This is a genomic window from Thermithiobacillus tepidarius DSM 3134 (assembly GCF_000423825.1).
Lineage (GTDB): Bacteria > Pseudomonadota > Gammaproteobacteria > Acidithiobacillales > Thermithiobacillaceae > Thermithiobacillus > Thermithiobacillus tepidarius.
In genome coordinates this window covers 237655-252696 of record NZ_AUIS01000003.1, presented here as the reverse complement: position 1 = coordinate 252696, position 15042 = coordinate 237655, and the positions used below count along the sequence as shown (strand labels likewise).

Below are 15042 nucleotides of genomic sequence, written 5' to 3'. Positions count from 1 at the left end.
CCCATTCCCTCTGTGACTCCACTGTTTATCTGCGGGACGGGTTAAGTAGATTGTGGCGTCTGAGTGGCGCGCTGTGGAGCGGACCCAGGCGGGGTATACAGCTTGGACTGCGCCGCGCTGACGCGTGTGTAACGGGATTAGCATTGAGTCGGAACGGGCGACTTGAGGCCCAGGCGTATATGAGTGGCACGAAACAGCCCGCCGGATGGCGGGCTAGTCTATGCTGGCACTTGGTACATGGGGAACATGACCTGCGGAAGTCTCATCCGAGCACACATGCTTTGCGCGTACTCACGCCAGTAGGGCCACATATGGAAGCCGGCGTTTTTTTTGGCGAATGCCTCAAACGCTTCGTGAGGCAGGTCGGGACAAAGAATTTGATAGTCCGCAACAAACTCAGCGGAGATAATAGCTCTAATGTACTTCTCGGCAGGTTCCTTCTCGCCATCGCCGGCTGATTCAAAAGCGGGATCAATAAATCGCATGCCTGCCTCAAGCACGACCCGCAGCATTTTCAGGGTATCTTCGCCGGAACTTGGCCCAACGTCCAAGGTCTCGAACGCCTTCGGCCTAAATTTGAACTGAACTAGCAACTCCTGCTGGGCGAGCAGTGGATCAAAATCGCCAACCAGCTCTACCGCAGTGTTCCGCAAGTATACGTCCTGAATGGCCAAACACTTGATAGCCTGCTGAAGCGGGTCCGTGGTGCTCATATCAAGCGGCTTTGGCGGGCGACGACCACTCTTCGCCATCGTTCATGTGAGTAGGGATGCCGAGCCTCGGGACTGACGTGATATGCTGCCAACTTTTCCAGAGATCGTGGTCTTCGTCATCCGTCTTGCACAGCCTGACCTTGACTTTGAGGTTCAAGGCAAAAGCAATGTCCGACAGCGTTCTCAGCGTCAGGTTGCGTGTGCCGTTGAGCAGTTGCGTCACGTTAGGTTTGCTGGTGCCCAAGGCTTCAGCGAGTTGGGTCTTGCTTACCCCCAATTCTTCCATAGCTGCCCAGATTCTTTCCGTGACACCTAGAATCAATTCTTCCTGCTTGACTAGGCGCTCATGCTCTGGAGATTCCTGGAGCCACTGATCAAAAATGTCTGCCATCCTATCTCTCCTCTTTCTCCCAGTTGCGACGCACCAAGTCTTCATCGGCTCTTTTCAGCTTGTCGTAATTCTTGAATACGAAGTGGCTGATGAAGAATACGTGCCTATGTCGACTAGAAAACCACCCATAGGCACGTAGTCCCTGAGTGGTTTTGATTGCAAAGAAGTTGCCGCCGTCTGGCAAGGCTCCTTCCGTGTTGAAGTGTTCCGGCTTCCGCATCTGCTCCCCATCAGCCAAGAGATTGCGCCGGGCCACGAACTGAGCGATGCAGCGATCTTTTAGGTGCGCCGGTATGTGCCTGAGCGCTTCTTGCAGGCTTGCTTCCGCTCCATCGCAATACCGGATGGTCAGCCTGTTGCCGACATGCTCACCTGACCTGAGACGGATCGTGTAGCCATTTGGCTGGTGAGTTCTCTACCCTTAACAGGCAAGGAGAGCTCCATGAAGAAGCGATTCACCGACGAGCAGATCATCGGCATCCTGCGCGAGGCCGAGGTCGGCGCCATGTCGATCAAGGCCCTGTGCAAGAAGCACAACCTGACCGAGCAGACCTTTTTCCGCTGGCGCAACAAGTTCGGAGGCTTGGACGTGCCCGACGCCCGGCGGCTCAAGGACCTCGAGTCCGAGAACGCCCGGCTCAAGCGGCTGGTGGCCGAGCAGATGCTGGTCATCGACGGGATGAAGGAGATCGTCCGAAAAAAATGATGACCCCGTCGGAACGACGCGACACGGTCCAGGTGCTGGTCCGTCGGGGTATCTCGCAGCGAAAGGCCCTTCGTTACTTGGGCCTGAGCCGCCGCATCGCCAGCTACGCCCCGCGCCAGGCCGCCAAGGACCAGGCGGTGGCCGAGCGGCTGCTGGCCGCGTCGCCGAAGGTGCCGCGGTTCGGGTATCGCCGCATGGCGGCCTGGTTGGACCTGGGCGAGGCCCGGGTGCGGCGCCTGTGGCGCCAGCTGGGTTTGAACATTCCCCGCCGCCGGCCGCGCCGCCGCCGTTCCGGCAACGACATCCGCCTGCCGGGCGCGGTTCGCCCGAATGCGGTCTGGAGTTACGACTTCGTCCACGACCAGATGGTCGACGGACGCGCCTTGAAGATGCTGTGCGTGATCGACGAATACACCCGGGAGTGCCTGGCGATCGAAGTCGGGGCAAGCCTGCGGGCGCAAGACGTGATCCTGACCCTGTCGCGACTGATGCGGATCTACGGCAAACCGGCCTTTGTCCGCTCCGACAACGGCGCCGAGTTCACCGCGGCCAAGGTGATGCGCTGGCTGCGCGACGCGGCGATCGGCCCGGCCTTCATCGCGCCGGGTAGCCCCTGGCAGAACGGGTTCGTCGAGAGCTTCAACGGCAAGCTTCGGGACGAGCTGCTGAACCGGGAATGGTTCCGCAGCCGCGCCGAAGCGAAGGTGCTGATCGAACGTTGGCGGCAGTTCTACAACGAGCAGCGGCCGCACAGTGCCCATGGCTACAAGCCCCCGGCGACCGTTCGCCGGAACTGGTCGGAACCCGATACCATCCACCCCGGACTCACTGCCTGATTGGCTACAAGTTCCATACTCAGGTCACACCCATTTACAGTCTGCCTAGTGGTTAATATAGAGGTTAACTGATCATTTTTCAATGGCCGCTCGTCCGCCTTAAGTCCCTATAGCATCTTCCAGGCCATTATAAACCAACAGGGGCCGCGGAGTATGCCAAAGCTCGGCCACCTGCCATTGCCCGTAACATGCCACTCACGCCGGCCATTGCCCGGGCGCGCGAGGCCGCGAATGATAGTTTTGTAGCGCGCCTGAAACGTTGGGTTTCTCCATCCCTGCCGGATTAGGTGTCATATGGCGTTGCGTACTAGATTGCAAGTCCATTCAATCCCAGCTCAACGCCCCCCCCGTCTGATACTCCGTCACCCGCGTCTCGAAGAAATTCTTCTCCTTCTTCAAGTCCATCATCTCGCTCATCCACGGGAAGGGGTTGCTGACGCCCGGGTACTGGGCCGGGAGGCCGAGTTGCTGGAGGCGGCGGTTGGCGATGAAGCGGACGTAGTCGTGGAACATCTGGGCGTTGAGGCCCAGCACGCCGCGGGGCATGGTGTCCACCGCATAGCGGTACTCAAGCTCGACGCCGGTCTTGAAGAGCTCGATGATCTCGGCCTGGAACTCGGGGGTCCAGAGCTGGGGGTTTTCGAGCTTGATGGTGTTGGCCAGGTCGATGCCGAAATTGCAGTGCATGGACTCGTCGCGGAGGATGTACTGGTACTGCTCGGCGGCACCGGTCATCTTGTTTTGCCGGCCCAGGGCCAGGATCTGCGTGAAGCCGACGTAGAAGAAGAGGCCTTCCATGATGCCGGCGAAGACGATGATGGACTTGAGGAGCTCCTGGTCGGCTTCGAAGGTGCCGGTCTTGAAGTCGGGGTTGGTGAGGGTGTCGATGAAGGGGATGAGGAACTCGTCCTTGTCCCGGATCGAGGGCACTTCGTGGTACATGTTGAAGATCTCGCCTTCATCCAGGCCCAGGCTCTCGACGATGTACTGGTAGGCGTGGGTGTGGATGGCTTCCTCGAAAGCCTGGCGCAGCAGGTACTGGCGGCATTCGGGGGCGGTGATGTGGCGGTAGGTGCCGAGCACGATGTTGTTGGCGGCGAGGCTGTCGGCGGTGACGAAGAAGCCGAGGTTGCGCTTGACGATGCGGCGCTCGTCCTCGGTCAGGCCGCGCGGGTCCTTCCACAGGGCGATGTCGCGGGACATCTGGATTTCCTGGGGCATCCAGTGGTTGGCGCAGCCGGCCAGGTACTTGTCCCAGGCCCATTGGTACTTGAAGGGCACGAGCTGGTTGACGTCGGCGTGGCCGTTGATGATGCGCTTGTCGTCCACGTTGATGCGGCGGTCGCTCTCGGCGCGCACGCTGACGCTGGCCAGCGGGGCGGCGGGCGCGAACTCGGACACCGGCTCGGGCACGGCCGGATCGGCGTAGGCCGGGGCGGCGGCGCGCTTGGGGCTGGGGATGACGTCGTCGAAGCTCAGCATTTTTCCTCTCCTTGATTCTGTTCTTTATGGGGCCCCTGGCCCTCTCCGGCGGGAGAGGGGTAGGCGGCCGATCGCGGGCGAGCCCGCTCCTACATTTCTCGTTGCGCGGCGCTTACTGGCAGGCCTCGCAGTCCGGGTCCAGGATCGAGCAGACCTTGGGCGCGGGCTCGGCCGGGGCGGCCTGCACCGCATTCAGGGTCGAGGCGTTGACCGTGGACTTCTCGGCGGCGGTGGCGCCCAGGGAGCGCAGGTAGTAGGTGGTCTTCAGGCCGCGCAGCCAGGCGAGCTGGTAGGTCTCGTCCAGCTTCTTGCCGGAAGGCTGAGCGAAGTAGAGGTTGAGGCTCTGGGCCTGGTCGATCCACTTCTGCCGGCGCGCCGCCGCCTCGATCAGCCACTTGGGGTCCACCTCGAAGGCGGTGGCGTAGAGGGGCTTCAAATCGGCCGGGATGCGGTCGATGGGCATGACCGAGCCGTCGAAGTACTTGAGGTCGTGCACCATGACCTCGTCCCACAGGCCGCGCGCCTTCAGGTCCTCCACCAGGTAGTCGTTGAGCACCGTGAACTCGCCCGAGAGGTTCGATTTCACGTAGAGGTTCTGGTAGGTGGGCTCGATGCTCTGGCTCACGCCGACGATGTTGGAGATGGTGGCCGTGGGCGCGATGGCCAGGCAGTTGCTGTTGCGCATGCCGTAGGCCTTGATGTGCTCGCGTACCTGGCTCCAGTCGAGGCGGCTGGAGCGGTCGATCTCCAGGTAGTCGCCGCGCGCCCGGGCCAGCAGCTCGATGCTGTCCTGGGGCAGGATGCCCTGGCTCCACAGGGAGCCCTGGTAGCTGGCGTAGGCGCCGCGCTCGCGGGCCAGCTCGCTGGAGCCGAGGATGGCGTAGTAGCTCACGGCCTCCTGGCTGTAGTCGGCGAACTCCACCGCCTCGTCGGAGGCGTAGGGAATGCGCAGCTTCAGGAGGGCGTCCTGGAAGCCCATGATGCCGAGGCCCACCGGCCGGTGCTTGAGGTTGCTGTTGCGCGCCTTGTTGATGGCGTAGTAGTTGATGTCGATGACGTTGTCGAGCATGCGCATGGCCACCCGGCAGGTGCGCGCCAGCTTGTCCAGGTTGATGCCGTCCTCGTCCACGTGGGCGACCAGGTTGATGGAGCCCAGGTTGCAGACCGCCGTCTCCTTGTCGGAGGTGTTCAGGGTGATCTCCGTGCACAGGTTGGAGCTGTGCACCACGCCGGCGTGCTGCTGCGGGCTTCTGAGGTTGCAGGGATCCTTGAAGGTGATCCAGGGGTGGCCGGTCTCGAAGAGCATGGTCAGCATCTTGCGCCACAGGCCCACGGCGGAGACGCGCTTGAAGCGCTTGATCAGGCCCTCGTCGGCCATGCGCTCGTAGCGCTCGTAGGCTTCGCGGAAGGCCGGGCCGTAGAGGTCGTGCAGCTCGGGCACCTCGTTGGGGGTGAAGAGGGTCCACTCGCCGTTCTGCATGACCCGCTCCATGAAGAGGTCGGGGATCCAGTTGGCGGTGTTCATGTCGTGGGTGCGGCGGCGGTCGTCGCCGGTGTTCTTGCGCAGCTCCAGGAATTCCTCGATGTCCAGGTGCCAGGTCTCCAGGTAGGCGCAGACCGCGCCCTTGCGCTTGCCGCCCTGGTTCACGGCCACGGCGGTGTCGTTGACCACCTTGAGGAAGGGCACGACGCCCTGGCTCTTGCCGTTGGTGCCTTTGATGTAGGCGCCGAGGGCGCGCACCGGGGTCCAGTCGTTGCCGAGACCGCCGCTGAACTTGGACAGCAGGGCGTTTTCCTTGATGGCGTCGTAGATGCCGTCCAGGTCATCCGAGACCGTGGTCAGGAAGCAGGAGGAAAGCTGCGGGCGCAGGGTGCCGGCGTTGAAGAGGGTCGGCGTGGAGCTGACGAAGTCGAAGCTCGACAGCACCTCGTAGAACTCGATGGCGCGCGCCTCGCGGTCGATTTCGTTGACCGCCAGGCCCATGGCGACGCGCATCCAGAAGGCCTGGGGCAGCTCGATGCGGCGCTCGTCCTTGTGGATGAAGTAGCGGTCGTAGAGGATCTGCAGGCCGAGATACTGGAAATTGAGGTCACGCTCGGGCTTGAGGGCGGCGCCCAGCACGTCCAGGTCGAACTGGCCGAGCTTGGGGTCGATCAGTTCGTATTCGATGCCGGCCTTGATGTAGTCGGCGAAGTACTCGGGGTAGCGCGCGGTCATCTCGGCGTGGGTGACGGCCTCGCCCAGCACCTCGCGGCGGATGTGGTCCAGCAGCAGGCGGGCGGTGGCGTAGGCGTAGGCCGGGTCGCGCTCGATCAGGGTGCGGGCGGAGAGGATGGCGGACTTGAAGACCTCCTCCTCGGGCACGCCGTCGTAGAGGTTGCGCAGGGTGGCGTCGAGGATGGTGCTCACGGACACGGCGTCGCCGAGATTGGCGCAGGCTTCCTCCACCACGGTGCGCAGGCGCGCCTGGTCCAGCGGCACCTGCTGGCCGTTGGGCAGGACCATGCGCAGGACGGGGGCCTCGCTGGGCTGCAGCTTGGCCGCCTCGGCGCGCTCGCGGGCGCGGGCCTCGCGATAGAGCACGTAGGCGCGCGCCACTTCGTGCTCGCCGCCGCGCATCAGCGCCAGCTCCACCTGGTCCTGGATGTCCTCGATGTGCACGGTGCCGCCGCCGGGCTGGCGGCGCAGCAGGGCCTGCACCACCTGCTCGGTGAGCCGGGCCACCACGTCGCGCACGCGCGCGCTGGCCGCGCCGGTGCCGCCCTCGACGGCGAGGAACGCCTTGGTCATGGCCACGGCGATCTTGTTCGGCTCGAAGGCCACGACGCCGCCGTTGCGGCGGATCACCTTGTAGTTGGCGTAGGCGGCGGTATCGGCGGGGGTGTCCTGGAACGGCATGGCGCTGCTGGGTCGGCTCATTATTGTATCCTCCTGGGGTGTTTCCGTTGCGAAGCAGTGTAGCAGATCTTGACCGTTAGAGTAATAGATATAGGGGAAAGTTTTGTCAAGGCATACTACATATTGTGGATATCGCGGTGGATGCATGGTGGAATAGCGGTGGGCGAAGCGTGCACATCCGGTGGATAAGTCGGAAAAAAGCAGGCGCGATCCGCGCTTAGAAAACTTGGTGAAAACCCCGGCGAAAGACGGAAGCGCGGCGGTGATGCCGGGGGGCGTTGCGCGCATAATAGGGGAGAGTCACGGCTTGGCTGGGAGGAGAGAATGGCCTTCGAACTCTTGGTGATCGTGCTGCTGATCCTCTTGAACGGCGTGCTGGCCATGTCCGAGATCGCCCTGGTGTCGGCGCGCAAGGTGCGGCTCCAGCACTGGGCCGAGGCGGGCAGCGAACAGGCCCGTGCCGCCCTGGCGTTGGCCGAGGAGCCGACCCGCTTTCTTTCCACCATCCAGGTGGGCATCACGCTGGTGGGCATCCTGGCCGGGGCCTTCGGCGGCGCCACCATCGCCGAGCGCCTGGCGGTCTACCTGGCGATCTTCCCGGCGCTGGCGCCCTACAGCCAAGGCATCAGCCTGGCACTGGTGGTGGCCGTCATCACCTATCTGACCCTGATCCTGGGCGAGCTGGTGCCCAAGCGCCTGGGGCTCAACAATCCCGAGCGCATCGCCGCGGCGGTGGCCCGGCCCATGCGCGCGCTGTCCGCCGCGGTCCATCCGGTGGTGCGCTTCCTGAGCCTGTCTACCGATTTCGTGTTCCGGCTCCTGCGCGTCAAGCAGCCGACCGAGCCGAGCGTGACCGAGGAGGAGGTGCGCATCATGGTCGAGCAGGGTGCGCGCATGGGCATCTTCGAGGAGATGGAGCGGGAGCTGGTGGAGGGCGTGTTCCGTCTGGGCGGCCGGCGGGTGAGCGCGCTGATGACGCCGCGGCCGGACTTGGTGTGGCTGGACGTGCAGGATGCGCCCGAGCTGAGCCGCCGCGAGATCGCCCGCACCCTGCACTCCCATTATCCGGTGGGCGACGGCAGCCTGGACCAACTGCTCGGCGTGGTGCGCGCCCGCGACCTGCTGGCCCAGTGCATGGAGGGCCGGGCCTTCGACCTGCGCCAGGCGCTGCAGCACCCGTTCTTCATCCCCGAGACCACGCTCGCCGTCAACGCCTTCGAGCTCTTTAAGCAATCGGGCGTGGACGCGGCCCTGATCGTGGACGAGTACGGCGAGATCCAGGGCATGCTCACCCTGAACGGCATCCTGGAATCCATCGTCGGCAGCGTGCCGCTCAGCCGCGACCTGGGCGAGGCGCAGGCGGTGCAGCGCGAGGACGGCTCTTGGCTCTTGGACGGCATGCTGCTGATGGACGACTTCGAGGCCATCTTCCGTACCCGCAAGCTGGCCGAGGGCGGCTTCCAGACCCTGGGCGGCTTCGTCATGAGCCAGCTGGGCCGCGTGCCCCAGGTGGGCCAGCATTTCACCTGGGAGGGACTGCGCTTCGAGGTGGTGGACATGGACGATCACCGGGTGGACAAGGTGCTGGTGACGCCGCCGCGGGAGGAAGGGACGGGGTAGGCGGGGGCTGCGTTTTGAGGGTTGGGGCGGGCTGGCTCGCGATTCAGTGGCGATCCACTGTGCCGATCGGCAAGTCTTCGGGCGCAACCCGCTCCGCTCCTGCATCCGTTGGGCTTGGCGGTACTCAGCCCAAGCTACAAACTGCAACACCCATCGGCCCTCGCAAGCCCATCCTGCTGGCCTCAGCCCACATCAAGGCGCGTGTGCCTCCAAGCTCTGCAGTGCTTCCTCCAGGGCGCGGATCTTGTCCTCCAGCGCGCGCAGGGTGGCGAGGAGTTCGTTTATGGCCGCGGGCTCGGTGGAACTGAGCTTGGTGATGGCGATGTTGATGGTGCCCTTCTGGATGTTGAGGAAATGGCCGATGGCGTAGTTGCTTTCCAGATCGCGCAGGACCCGCTGCATGACGTCGCCGGAGATCCACTGTACCACCTCGGGACGGGTGTGGATGACCACGCCGGCCAGATGGACGCCGTCGCTGGCCCGTTTGGGCAGCCAGGAGACCCGCTTGGTCTGCATCCTGCCGGCGGCATCGCGGATGGCGATATCGACTTCCATCTCACTCCCTGGGGGCGTCTTGGCGCCTGCCTCGATATGAGTTCTTCTGTGCCCGCTCCGGCAGCCGTCCCGGTGCGGGCGGGCCATCCGTGTTTTAACGGCACTTTCCCGGCATTCCGGAGGGTTCCCGGTCAGGGGCATGCCTGCGGTGCGGTCGGCGGGCTGCATGCACCGGATAGTCTAAGCAATAAGGGCGGCGACTCCAAGCGCCGCGGCGGGACGCGGCCCTTGGCGCCTTGCCGCTCCGGCGGCCCTGTGCTTAACTGGACCCGGTCAGGCGCCCGCAAGGCGCCTTTCCGTGTGCCGTTCACAAGGGGAGTGCCTTGCTGCCTGCGTTGATCTGGACCCTCTTTGCCACGGCCGTGCTGGTCGTCGGCATGGCCGGCTACACGCTGTCCCGCTACGGCGATGTGATCGCTGAGAAGACAGGCCTGAGCGGCACCTGGATCGGCTTCGTGCTCCTGGCCACCGTCACCTCCCTGCCGGAGCTGATCACGGGAGTTAGCGCGGTGGCGCTGGCGCGGGCACCGAACATTGCTTTGGGCAATGTGCTGGGCGCCTGCGTTTTCAATTTGGCGCTGATCGTGCTCCTGGATTTCCTCCAGCGCGGAGAGTCCGTTTATACCCGGGCTAGCCGGGGGCACGTCCTGTCTGCGGGCTTCGGTGTCATCCTCATCGGCTTCATCGGCTTCAACCTGCTGCTGGCCGGCAGCGGCGCAGTCTGGGCGATTGGGCATGTGGGCTTCTACTCGCCGGCGATCTTGATCATTTATCTGGTGGCAATGCGCACGGTGTACCGCTACGAGCGCCAGCAGATGGCCGCCTTTTCCTCCGAGGTGGCCGAGCGCTACCCGCATCTGACGATGGCGCAGGCCACCCGCCGCTACGCATTTGCTGCCCTCCTGGTGATCGGCGTCGGTGCCGGCCTGCCCTTTCTGGGCGAGGCTATGGCCACGGCCATGGGTTGGCATCGCACCTTCGTGGGTACCTTCTTCATCGCTCTGGCTACCACGACCCCCGAGCTGGCGGTGACGGTCGCCGCATTGCGCCTGGGTGCGCTGGACATGGCCATCGGCAACCTGTTCGGCAGCATCCTGTTCAATCTCGTCATCGTGGCCGTCGATGACGTGTTTTTCCTGCAGGGTCCCCTGCTGTCCCTTGTGTCGCCGATACACGCCGTGTCCGTGCTGTCGGCCATGATGATGATGGGCGTGGCCATCGTCGGCCTGCTCTACCCCGCGAGCCCGCGTTTTCTCAAGAACGTGGGCTGGGCCAGTCTCTTTCTCCTCTCTTTGTATCTGTTGAACGCTTATGTCCTTTACCTCTACGGCGAATAAGCGGGCGGAAGATGTCACGGGCGCGGCGGTCGAGTCCTGGCATCTGCTGGATGCCGGGGCGGTTGCGGCGCGCCTGCAGACCGATCCCGCGCGCGGCCTGAACGCCGCCGAGGCGGCGCGGCGGCTGGAGGCGACCGGCCCCAACGAAATCGAGGAGCAGCGGCGACGCGGGCCGGCGCGCATCTTCCTGGCCCAGTTCGCTGATTTCATGATCCTGGTGCTGATCGCCGCCGCCGTCATCTCCGGCATCGTGGGCGAGCCCCAGGACACCATCGCGGTGGTGGTCATCGTGGTGCTCAACGCCGTCATCGGCTTCGTGCAGGAGTACCGGGCGGAGCGGGCGGTGGCGGCCCTGCGGCAAATGGCGGCGCCGGCGGCGCGGGTGCGGCGCGGCGGGCAGGTGCTGAGCGTGCCGGCGGCGGCGCTGGTGCCCGGCGATGTGGTGCTGCTGGAGGCCGGCGACGTGGTGCCGGCCGACCTGCGCCTCACCGAGGCGGCGCAGCTCAAGCTGGGCGAGGCGGCCCTGACCGGCGAGTCGCAGCCGGTGGAAAAGCATGTCGCGGCGCTCGCGGAGCGCGAGCTGCCCCTCGGCGATCGCCGCAACCTGGCCTACAAGGGCACGCTGGTGAGCTACGGGCGCGGGACGGGTCTGGTGGTGGCAACCGGCATGGCCACCGAGATCGGCCGCATCGCCGCCCTGCTGCATGGCGCGGAGGAGATCAAGACGCCGCTGCAAAAGCGCCTGGCCCGCTTCGGCCGGCGCCTGGCGCTGGTGGTGCTGGCCATCAGCGCCATTCTCTTCGCCGTCGGCCTCCTGCGCGGCGAGCCGCCGGTGCTGATGTTCATGACCGCCGTGAGTCTGGCGGTGGCGGCCATTCCCGAGGCGCTGCCGGCGGTGGTGACGGTGGCGCTGGCTCTGGGCGCGCGCAAGATGGTGCGCAAGCAGGCCCTGATCCGGCGCCTGCCGGCGGTGGAGACCCTGGGCTCGGTGACCTACATCTGCTCGGACAAGACCGGCACCCTGACCGAGAACCGCATGCGGGTGGAGGCCTTCCACGTGGACGGGCGGACGGTGCCGGCGGCCGCACCGGCGGGGGGCGGGCCCTGGCCCCTGCTGCTCCGCGCCCTGGCCCTGAACAACGACGCCGTGCGCGGGGAGGGTGGGGCGCTTTTGGGCGACCCGACCGAGCTGGCCCTCTTCGAAGCCGCCGCCCAAGCGGGCTATGACAAGGCCGTCCTGGAACGCGAGACACCGCGCGTCGCCGAGCTGCCCTTCGACTCGGAGCGCAGCCGCATGAGCACGCTGCATCCGGCGGACACAGGCATCATGGTTTACGTCAAGGGCGCCCCTGAGCGCGTGCTGCCGCGCTGCACGCAGGCGCTGACGGCGGACGGCGCCAGGCCCGTGGATGGAGCGGCGGTGCTGGCGGAGGCCGAGCGCCTGGCCGCCGACGGCCTGCGGGTGCTGGCGGTGGCGTACCGGACGCTGCCGGCGCGGCCCGCGACGCTCGACCCGGAGGCCGTGGAGACGGCGCTCACCTTCCTGGGGCTGGTGGGGCTCATGGATCCGCCGCGGCCGGAGGTGGCGGAGGCGGTGGCCTTGTGCCGGACCGCCGGCATCACGCCGGTGATGATCACCGGCGATCATCCGGCCACGGCGCGCGCCATCGCCCGGCGCCTGGGCATCGTCGCGGCGGACGATGACGACGGCGTCATCACCGGACCAATGCTGGCGCGCCTGCCGCTGGCCGACTTCGAGGCGCGCGTCGAGCATATCCGCGTCTACGCCCGCGTCAACCCCGAGCAGAAGATCAAGATCGTCCAGGCCCTGCAGGACCGCGGCGAGTTCGTGGCCATGACCGGCGACGGCGTCAACGACGCGCCTGCCCTGCGCGCCGCCGACATCGGCGTGGCCATGGGGCGCGGCGGCACTCAGGTGGCGCGCGAGGCGGCGCACATGGTGCTGCTGGACGACAACTTCGCCACCATCGTCAGCGCCGTGCGCGAGGGCCGGCGCATCTTCGACAACATCCGCAAGTTCATCAAGTACACCATGACCAGCAACTCGGGCGAGATCTGGACGCTTTTTCTCGCCCCCTTTCTGGGGCTGCCCATTCCGCTGCTGCCCATCCACATCCTGTGGATCAATCTCGTGACCGACGGCCTGCCGGGCCTGGCCCTGGCTGCGGAGCCGGAGGAGAAGGGCGTCATGCAGCGCCCGCCGCGCCCGCCGCAGGAGAGCATCTTCGCCCACGGCATGTGGCAGCACATGCTGTGGGTGGGCCTGCTCATGGGCGGCGTGACGCTGCTGACCCTGGCCTGGGCTTACCACCAGGGCTCCGAGAACTGGCAGAGCATGGCCTTCACCGTGCTGACCCTGTCGCAGATGGGACACGTGCTGGCCATCCGCTCGGAGCGCGAGTCCCTGTTCCGCCAGGGGCTGCTGTCCAACCGCTGGCTGCTGGGCGCGGTGCTGCTCACCTTCGTGCTGCAGATGGCCACCCTTTACGTGCCGGCCCTCAACCCCATCTTCAAGACCGCGCCGCTGAGCGCGGCGGAGCTGATCCTGTGCCTGGTGCTGTCGACTGTGGTCTTCTTCGCGGTGGAGGGAGAGAAGTGGCTGGTGCGCCGCGGGCTTTTGTACCGCAACGCCGATTGAGGGGCCGGGAGTCTTTGCGGGTTTTTTCGGACTAAGGTTATAGGAGGGCAGGCGCGCGGCCGCCGCGCCTGCCTGCGGCCCATCTCACCCGGGGACGTGCGTGAGCATCTACTACGAATTGACCGGTCTGCTCCTGCTCGCCGCGCTCGCGGGCGCCGTCGCCGTGCGCCTGCGCCAGCCCCTGCTGGTCGCCTTCATCGCCACCGGCATCATCGCCGGCCCGGCGGTGCTCGGCTGGGTGGTGACGAGCGACCCCATCGAGCTGCTGGCCGAATTGGGCATCACCGTCCTGCTCTTCGTGGTCGGCCTCAAGCTCGACCTGCGGCTGGTGCGCAATCTCGGGCCGGTGGCGCTGGCCACCGGGCTCGGGCAGATCGTCTTCACCACCGTGTTCGGCTTTGCGCTGGCCCTGGCCCTGGGCATGCCGCCCCTGACCGCGCTCTACGTGGCCGTGGCGCTCACCTTTTCCAGCACCATTATCATCGTCAAGCTGCTGTCCGACAAACGCGAGATCGACTCCCTGCATGGACGCATCGCCATGGGCTTTCTCATCGTGCAGGACATCGCCGTGGCCCTGGCCATGATGGTGCTGAGCGTGCTGGGGGCGGGCCTGGCGCCGGCGGCGGACAACGGGCTGCTGTGGCTGCCGCTGAAGCTGGCGGCGGTGGTGATCGGTATCCTGCTCCTGATGCGCTACGTGCTGCCCCGCGTCCTGCACCTGCTGGCGCGCTCGGGCGAGCTGCTGCTCATCGTCGCCGTGGCCTGGGGCGCGGTGCTGGCGACCCTCGGCGACATGCTCGGCTTCAGCAAGGAGGTGGGCGCGCTCCTGGCGGGCTTTTCGCTCGCCTCCACGCCCTATCGGGAGGCGATCAGCACGCGCCTGACCAGCCTGCGCGACTTTCTGCTGCTCTTTTTCTTCATCGAGCTGGGGGCGCAGCTGGACTTCGCCACCATCGGCGGCCAGGTGCCGGCGGCCGTGGCGCTGTCGCTCTTCGTGCTGATCGGCAATCCACTCATCGTCATGGCGATCATGGGCTACATGGGCTACCGCAGGCACACCGGCTTCCTGGCCGGCCTCACCGTCGCCCAGATCAGCGAGTTCTCCTTCGTCTTCATCGCCCTGGGCGTGAGCCTGGGGCAGGTGCTGCCCGAGGCGGTGGGGCTGGTGACCCTGGTGGGGCTCATCACCATCACCCTGTCCACCTACATGATCCTCTACTCCCATCATTTGTACCGCTGGCTCGACCCCTGGTTGGTCGTTTTCGAGCGGCGCCGGCCCCAACGCGAGGCGGAGGAGGGCGGCCACGTCCTGCCGGGCGAGCGGCCGGTGGACATCATCATTTACGGCCTCGGCCGCTACGGCTGGCTGCTGGCCGACGACCTGCAGAAGAAGGGCTTCCAGGTGCTGGGGGTGGACTTCGATCCGGAGCTGGTGCGCCGTTTCCGCCGCCTGGGCATCAACGTGCGCTTCGGCGACGCCGAGGACCCCGACTACCCGGAAACCCTGCCCCTGCATGAGGCGCGCTGGGTGGTCAGCACCCTGGCTTCCACCGAGGTGAATCTGGCCCTGCTGGAAGCGCTGCGGCGCTGGGGCTTCCAGGGCATGACGGTGCTGACCGCGCATACCGAAGCGGATGCACGGCGCCTGCGCGCGGCGGGGGCCGACCGGGTGCTGCTGCCGTTCCGGGACGCCGCCGCCTTCGCCGCGGAGATCGTGTCCAGCCAGGACGGCCTGGAGGGCGGCAAGGTGCCCGGCGACTATCTCTCCGACCACGGCTGAGGGCCGCGCATCGTCCTTGAGTCGTATTATGCTGCGGCCGTGGGCTGATTACCTTAATAGGCCC

10 protein-coding genes are annotated in these 15042 nt (G+C 65.8%); 5 read left to right on the top strand and 5 right to left on the bottom strand.

Annotated elements, in window-relative coordinates:
• Positions 1–218: 218 nt before the first annotated feature.
• Positions 219–713 (bottom strand): hypothetical protein, encoded by a 495-nt coding sequence (locus G579_RS0101280; RefSeq protein ID WP_028988749.1) that lies wholly within the window; start codon positions 711–713, stop codon positions 219–221.
• Position 714: 1 nt separating this feature from the next.
• Positions 715–1104, bottom strand: a complete 390-nt coding sequence (locus tag G579_RS18000; RefSeq protein WP_051180679.1) for a helix-turn-helix domain-containing protein — start codon at positions 1102–1104, stop codon at positions 715–717.
• A 442-nt stretch (positions 1105–1546) separates the two neighbouring features.
• Here G579_RS18000 and G579_RS0101260 point away from each other — a divergent pair.
• Positions 1547–2646, top strand: a protein-coding gene (locus G579_RS0101260) for an IS3 family transposase (RefSeq protein ID WP_155989690.1) whose coding sequence is annotated in 2 segments (ribosomal slippage) — positions 1547–1796 and positions 1796–2646 — 1101 coding nt in all. Because the reading frame shifts where the segments join, the coding sequence is not laid out codon by codon here.
• Between the two features lie 324 nt (positions 2647–2970).
• Here the strand turns inward: G579_RS0101260 and G579_RS0101255 are convergent.
• Positions 2971–4128 carry a ribonucleotide-diphosphate reductase subunit beta gene (locus G579_RS0101255; RefSeq protein WP_028988747.1) on the bottom strand — a complete coding sequence of 386 codons (1158 nt, stop codon included), beginning with the start codon at positions 4126–4128 and terminating at the stop codon, positions 2971–2973.
• A gap of 112 nt (positions 4129–4240) precedes the next feature.
• Complete coding sequence (locus G579_RS0101250; protein ID WP_230973766.1) at positions 4241–7027, bottom strand: ribonucleoside-diphosphate reductase subunit alpha; 2787 nt, start codon at positions 7025–7027, stop codon at positions 4241–4243.
• A 324-nt stretch (positions 7028–7351) separates the two neighbouring features.
• Between G579_RS0101250 and G579_RS0101245 the strand changes: the two genes are divergently transcribed.
• A complete protein-coding gene (locus G579_RS0101245; protein ID WP_028988745.1) occupies positions 7352–8647 on the top strand; it encodes a hemolysin family protein in 1296 nt (431 codons plus the stop codon).
• Between the two features lie 192 nt (positions 8648–8839).
• Here G579_RS0101245 and G579_RS0101240 read toward each other — a convergent pair whose 3' ends face one another.
• Entirely contained in the window at positions 8840–9202 is a 363-nt protein-coding gene (locus tag G579_RS0101240) for a restriction endonuclease subunit S domain-containing protein (RefSeq protein WP_028988744.1), read from the bottom strand.
• Between the two features lie 323 nt (positions 9203–9525).
• On the opposite strand from G579_RS0101240, the gene G579_RS0101235 reads away from it, so the two are divergent.
• The 3 genes from G579_RS0101235 (at position 9526) to G579_RS0101225 (ending at position 14978) form a co-directional block, all read left to right on the top strand.
• On the top strand, positions 9526–10539 hold the full coding sequence (locus tag G579_RS0101235) for a sodium:calcium antiporter (protein WP_051180678.1): 1014 nt from the start codon (positions 9526–9528) through the stop codon (positions 10537–10539).
• On the top strand, positions 10514–13198 hold the full coding sequence (locus G579_RS0101230) for a cation-translocating P-type ATPase (RefSeq protein WP_051180677.1): 2685 nt from the start codon (positions 10514–10516) through the stop codon (positions 13196–13198). The genes G579_RS0101235 and G579_RS0101230 overlap by 26 nt, the downstream gene beginning before the upstream one ends.
• 100 nt (positions 13199–13298) lie before the next feature.
• A complete protein-coding gene (locus G579_RS0101225; protein WP_028988741.1) occupies positions 13299–14978 on the top strand; it encodes a cation:proton antiporter in 1680 nt (559 codons plus the stop codon).
• The last annotated feature ends 64 nt before the right edge of the window (positions 14979–15042 follow it).

Excerpts from the sequence above, each read along its gene's own strand:
- G579_RS0101255 (WP_028988747.1), bottom strand. The coding sequence starts at position 4,128 with ATGCTGAGCTTCGACGACGTCATCCCCAGCCCCAAGCGCGCCGCCGCC.
- G579_RS18000 (WP_051180679.1), bottom strand. The coding sequence starts at position 1,104 with ATGGCAGACATTTTTGATCAGTGGCTCCAGGAATCTCCAGAGCATGAG.
- G579_RS0101245 (WP_028988745.1), top strand. The coding sequence starts at position 7,352 with ATGGCCTTCGAACTCTTGGTGATCGTGCTGCTGATCCTCTTGAACGGC.
- G579_RS0101250 (WP_230973766.1), bottom strand. The coding sequence starts at position 7,027 with ATGCCGTTCCAGGACACCCCCGCCGATACCGCCGCCTACGCCAACTAC.
- G579_RS0101280 (WP_028988749.1), bottom strand. The coding sequence starts at position 713 with ATGAGCACCACGGACCCGCTTCAGCAGGCTATCAAGTGTTTGGCCATT.
- G579_RS0101240 (WP_028988744.1), bottom strand. The coding sequence starts at position 9,202 with ATGGAAGTCGATATCGCCATCCGCGATGCCGCCGGCAGGATGCAGACC.
- G579_RS0101230 (WP_051180677.1), top strand. The coding sequence starts at position 10,514 with ATGTCCTTTACCTCTACGGCGAATAAGCGGGCGGAAGATGTCACGGGC.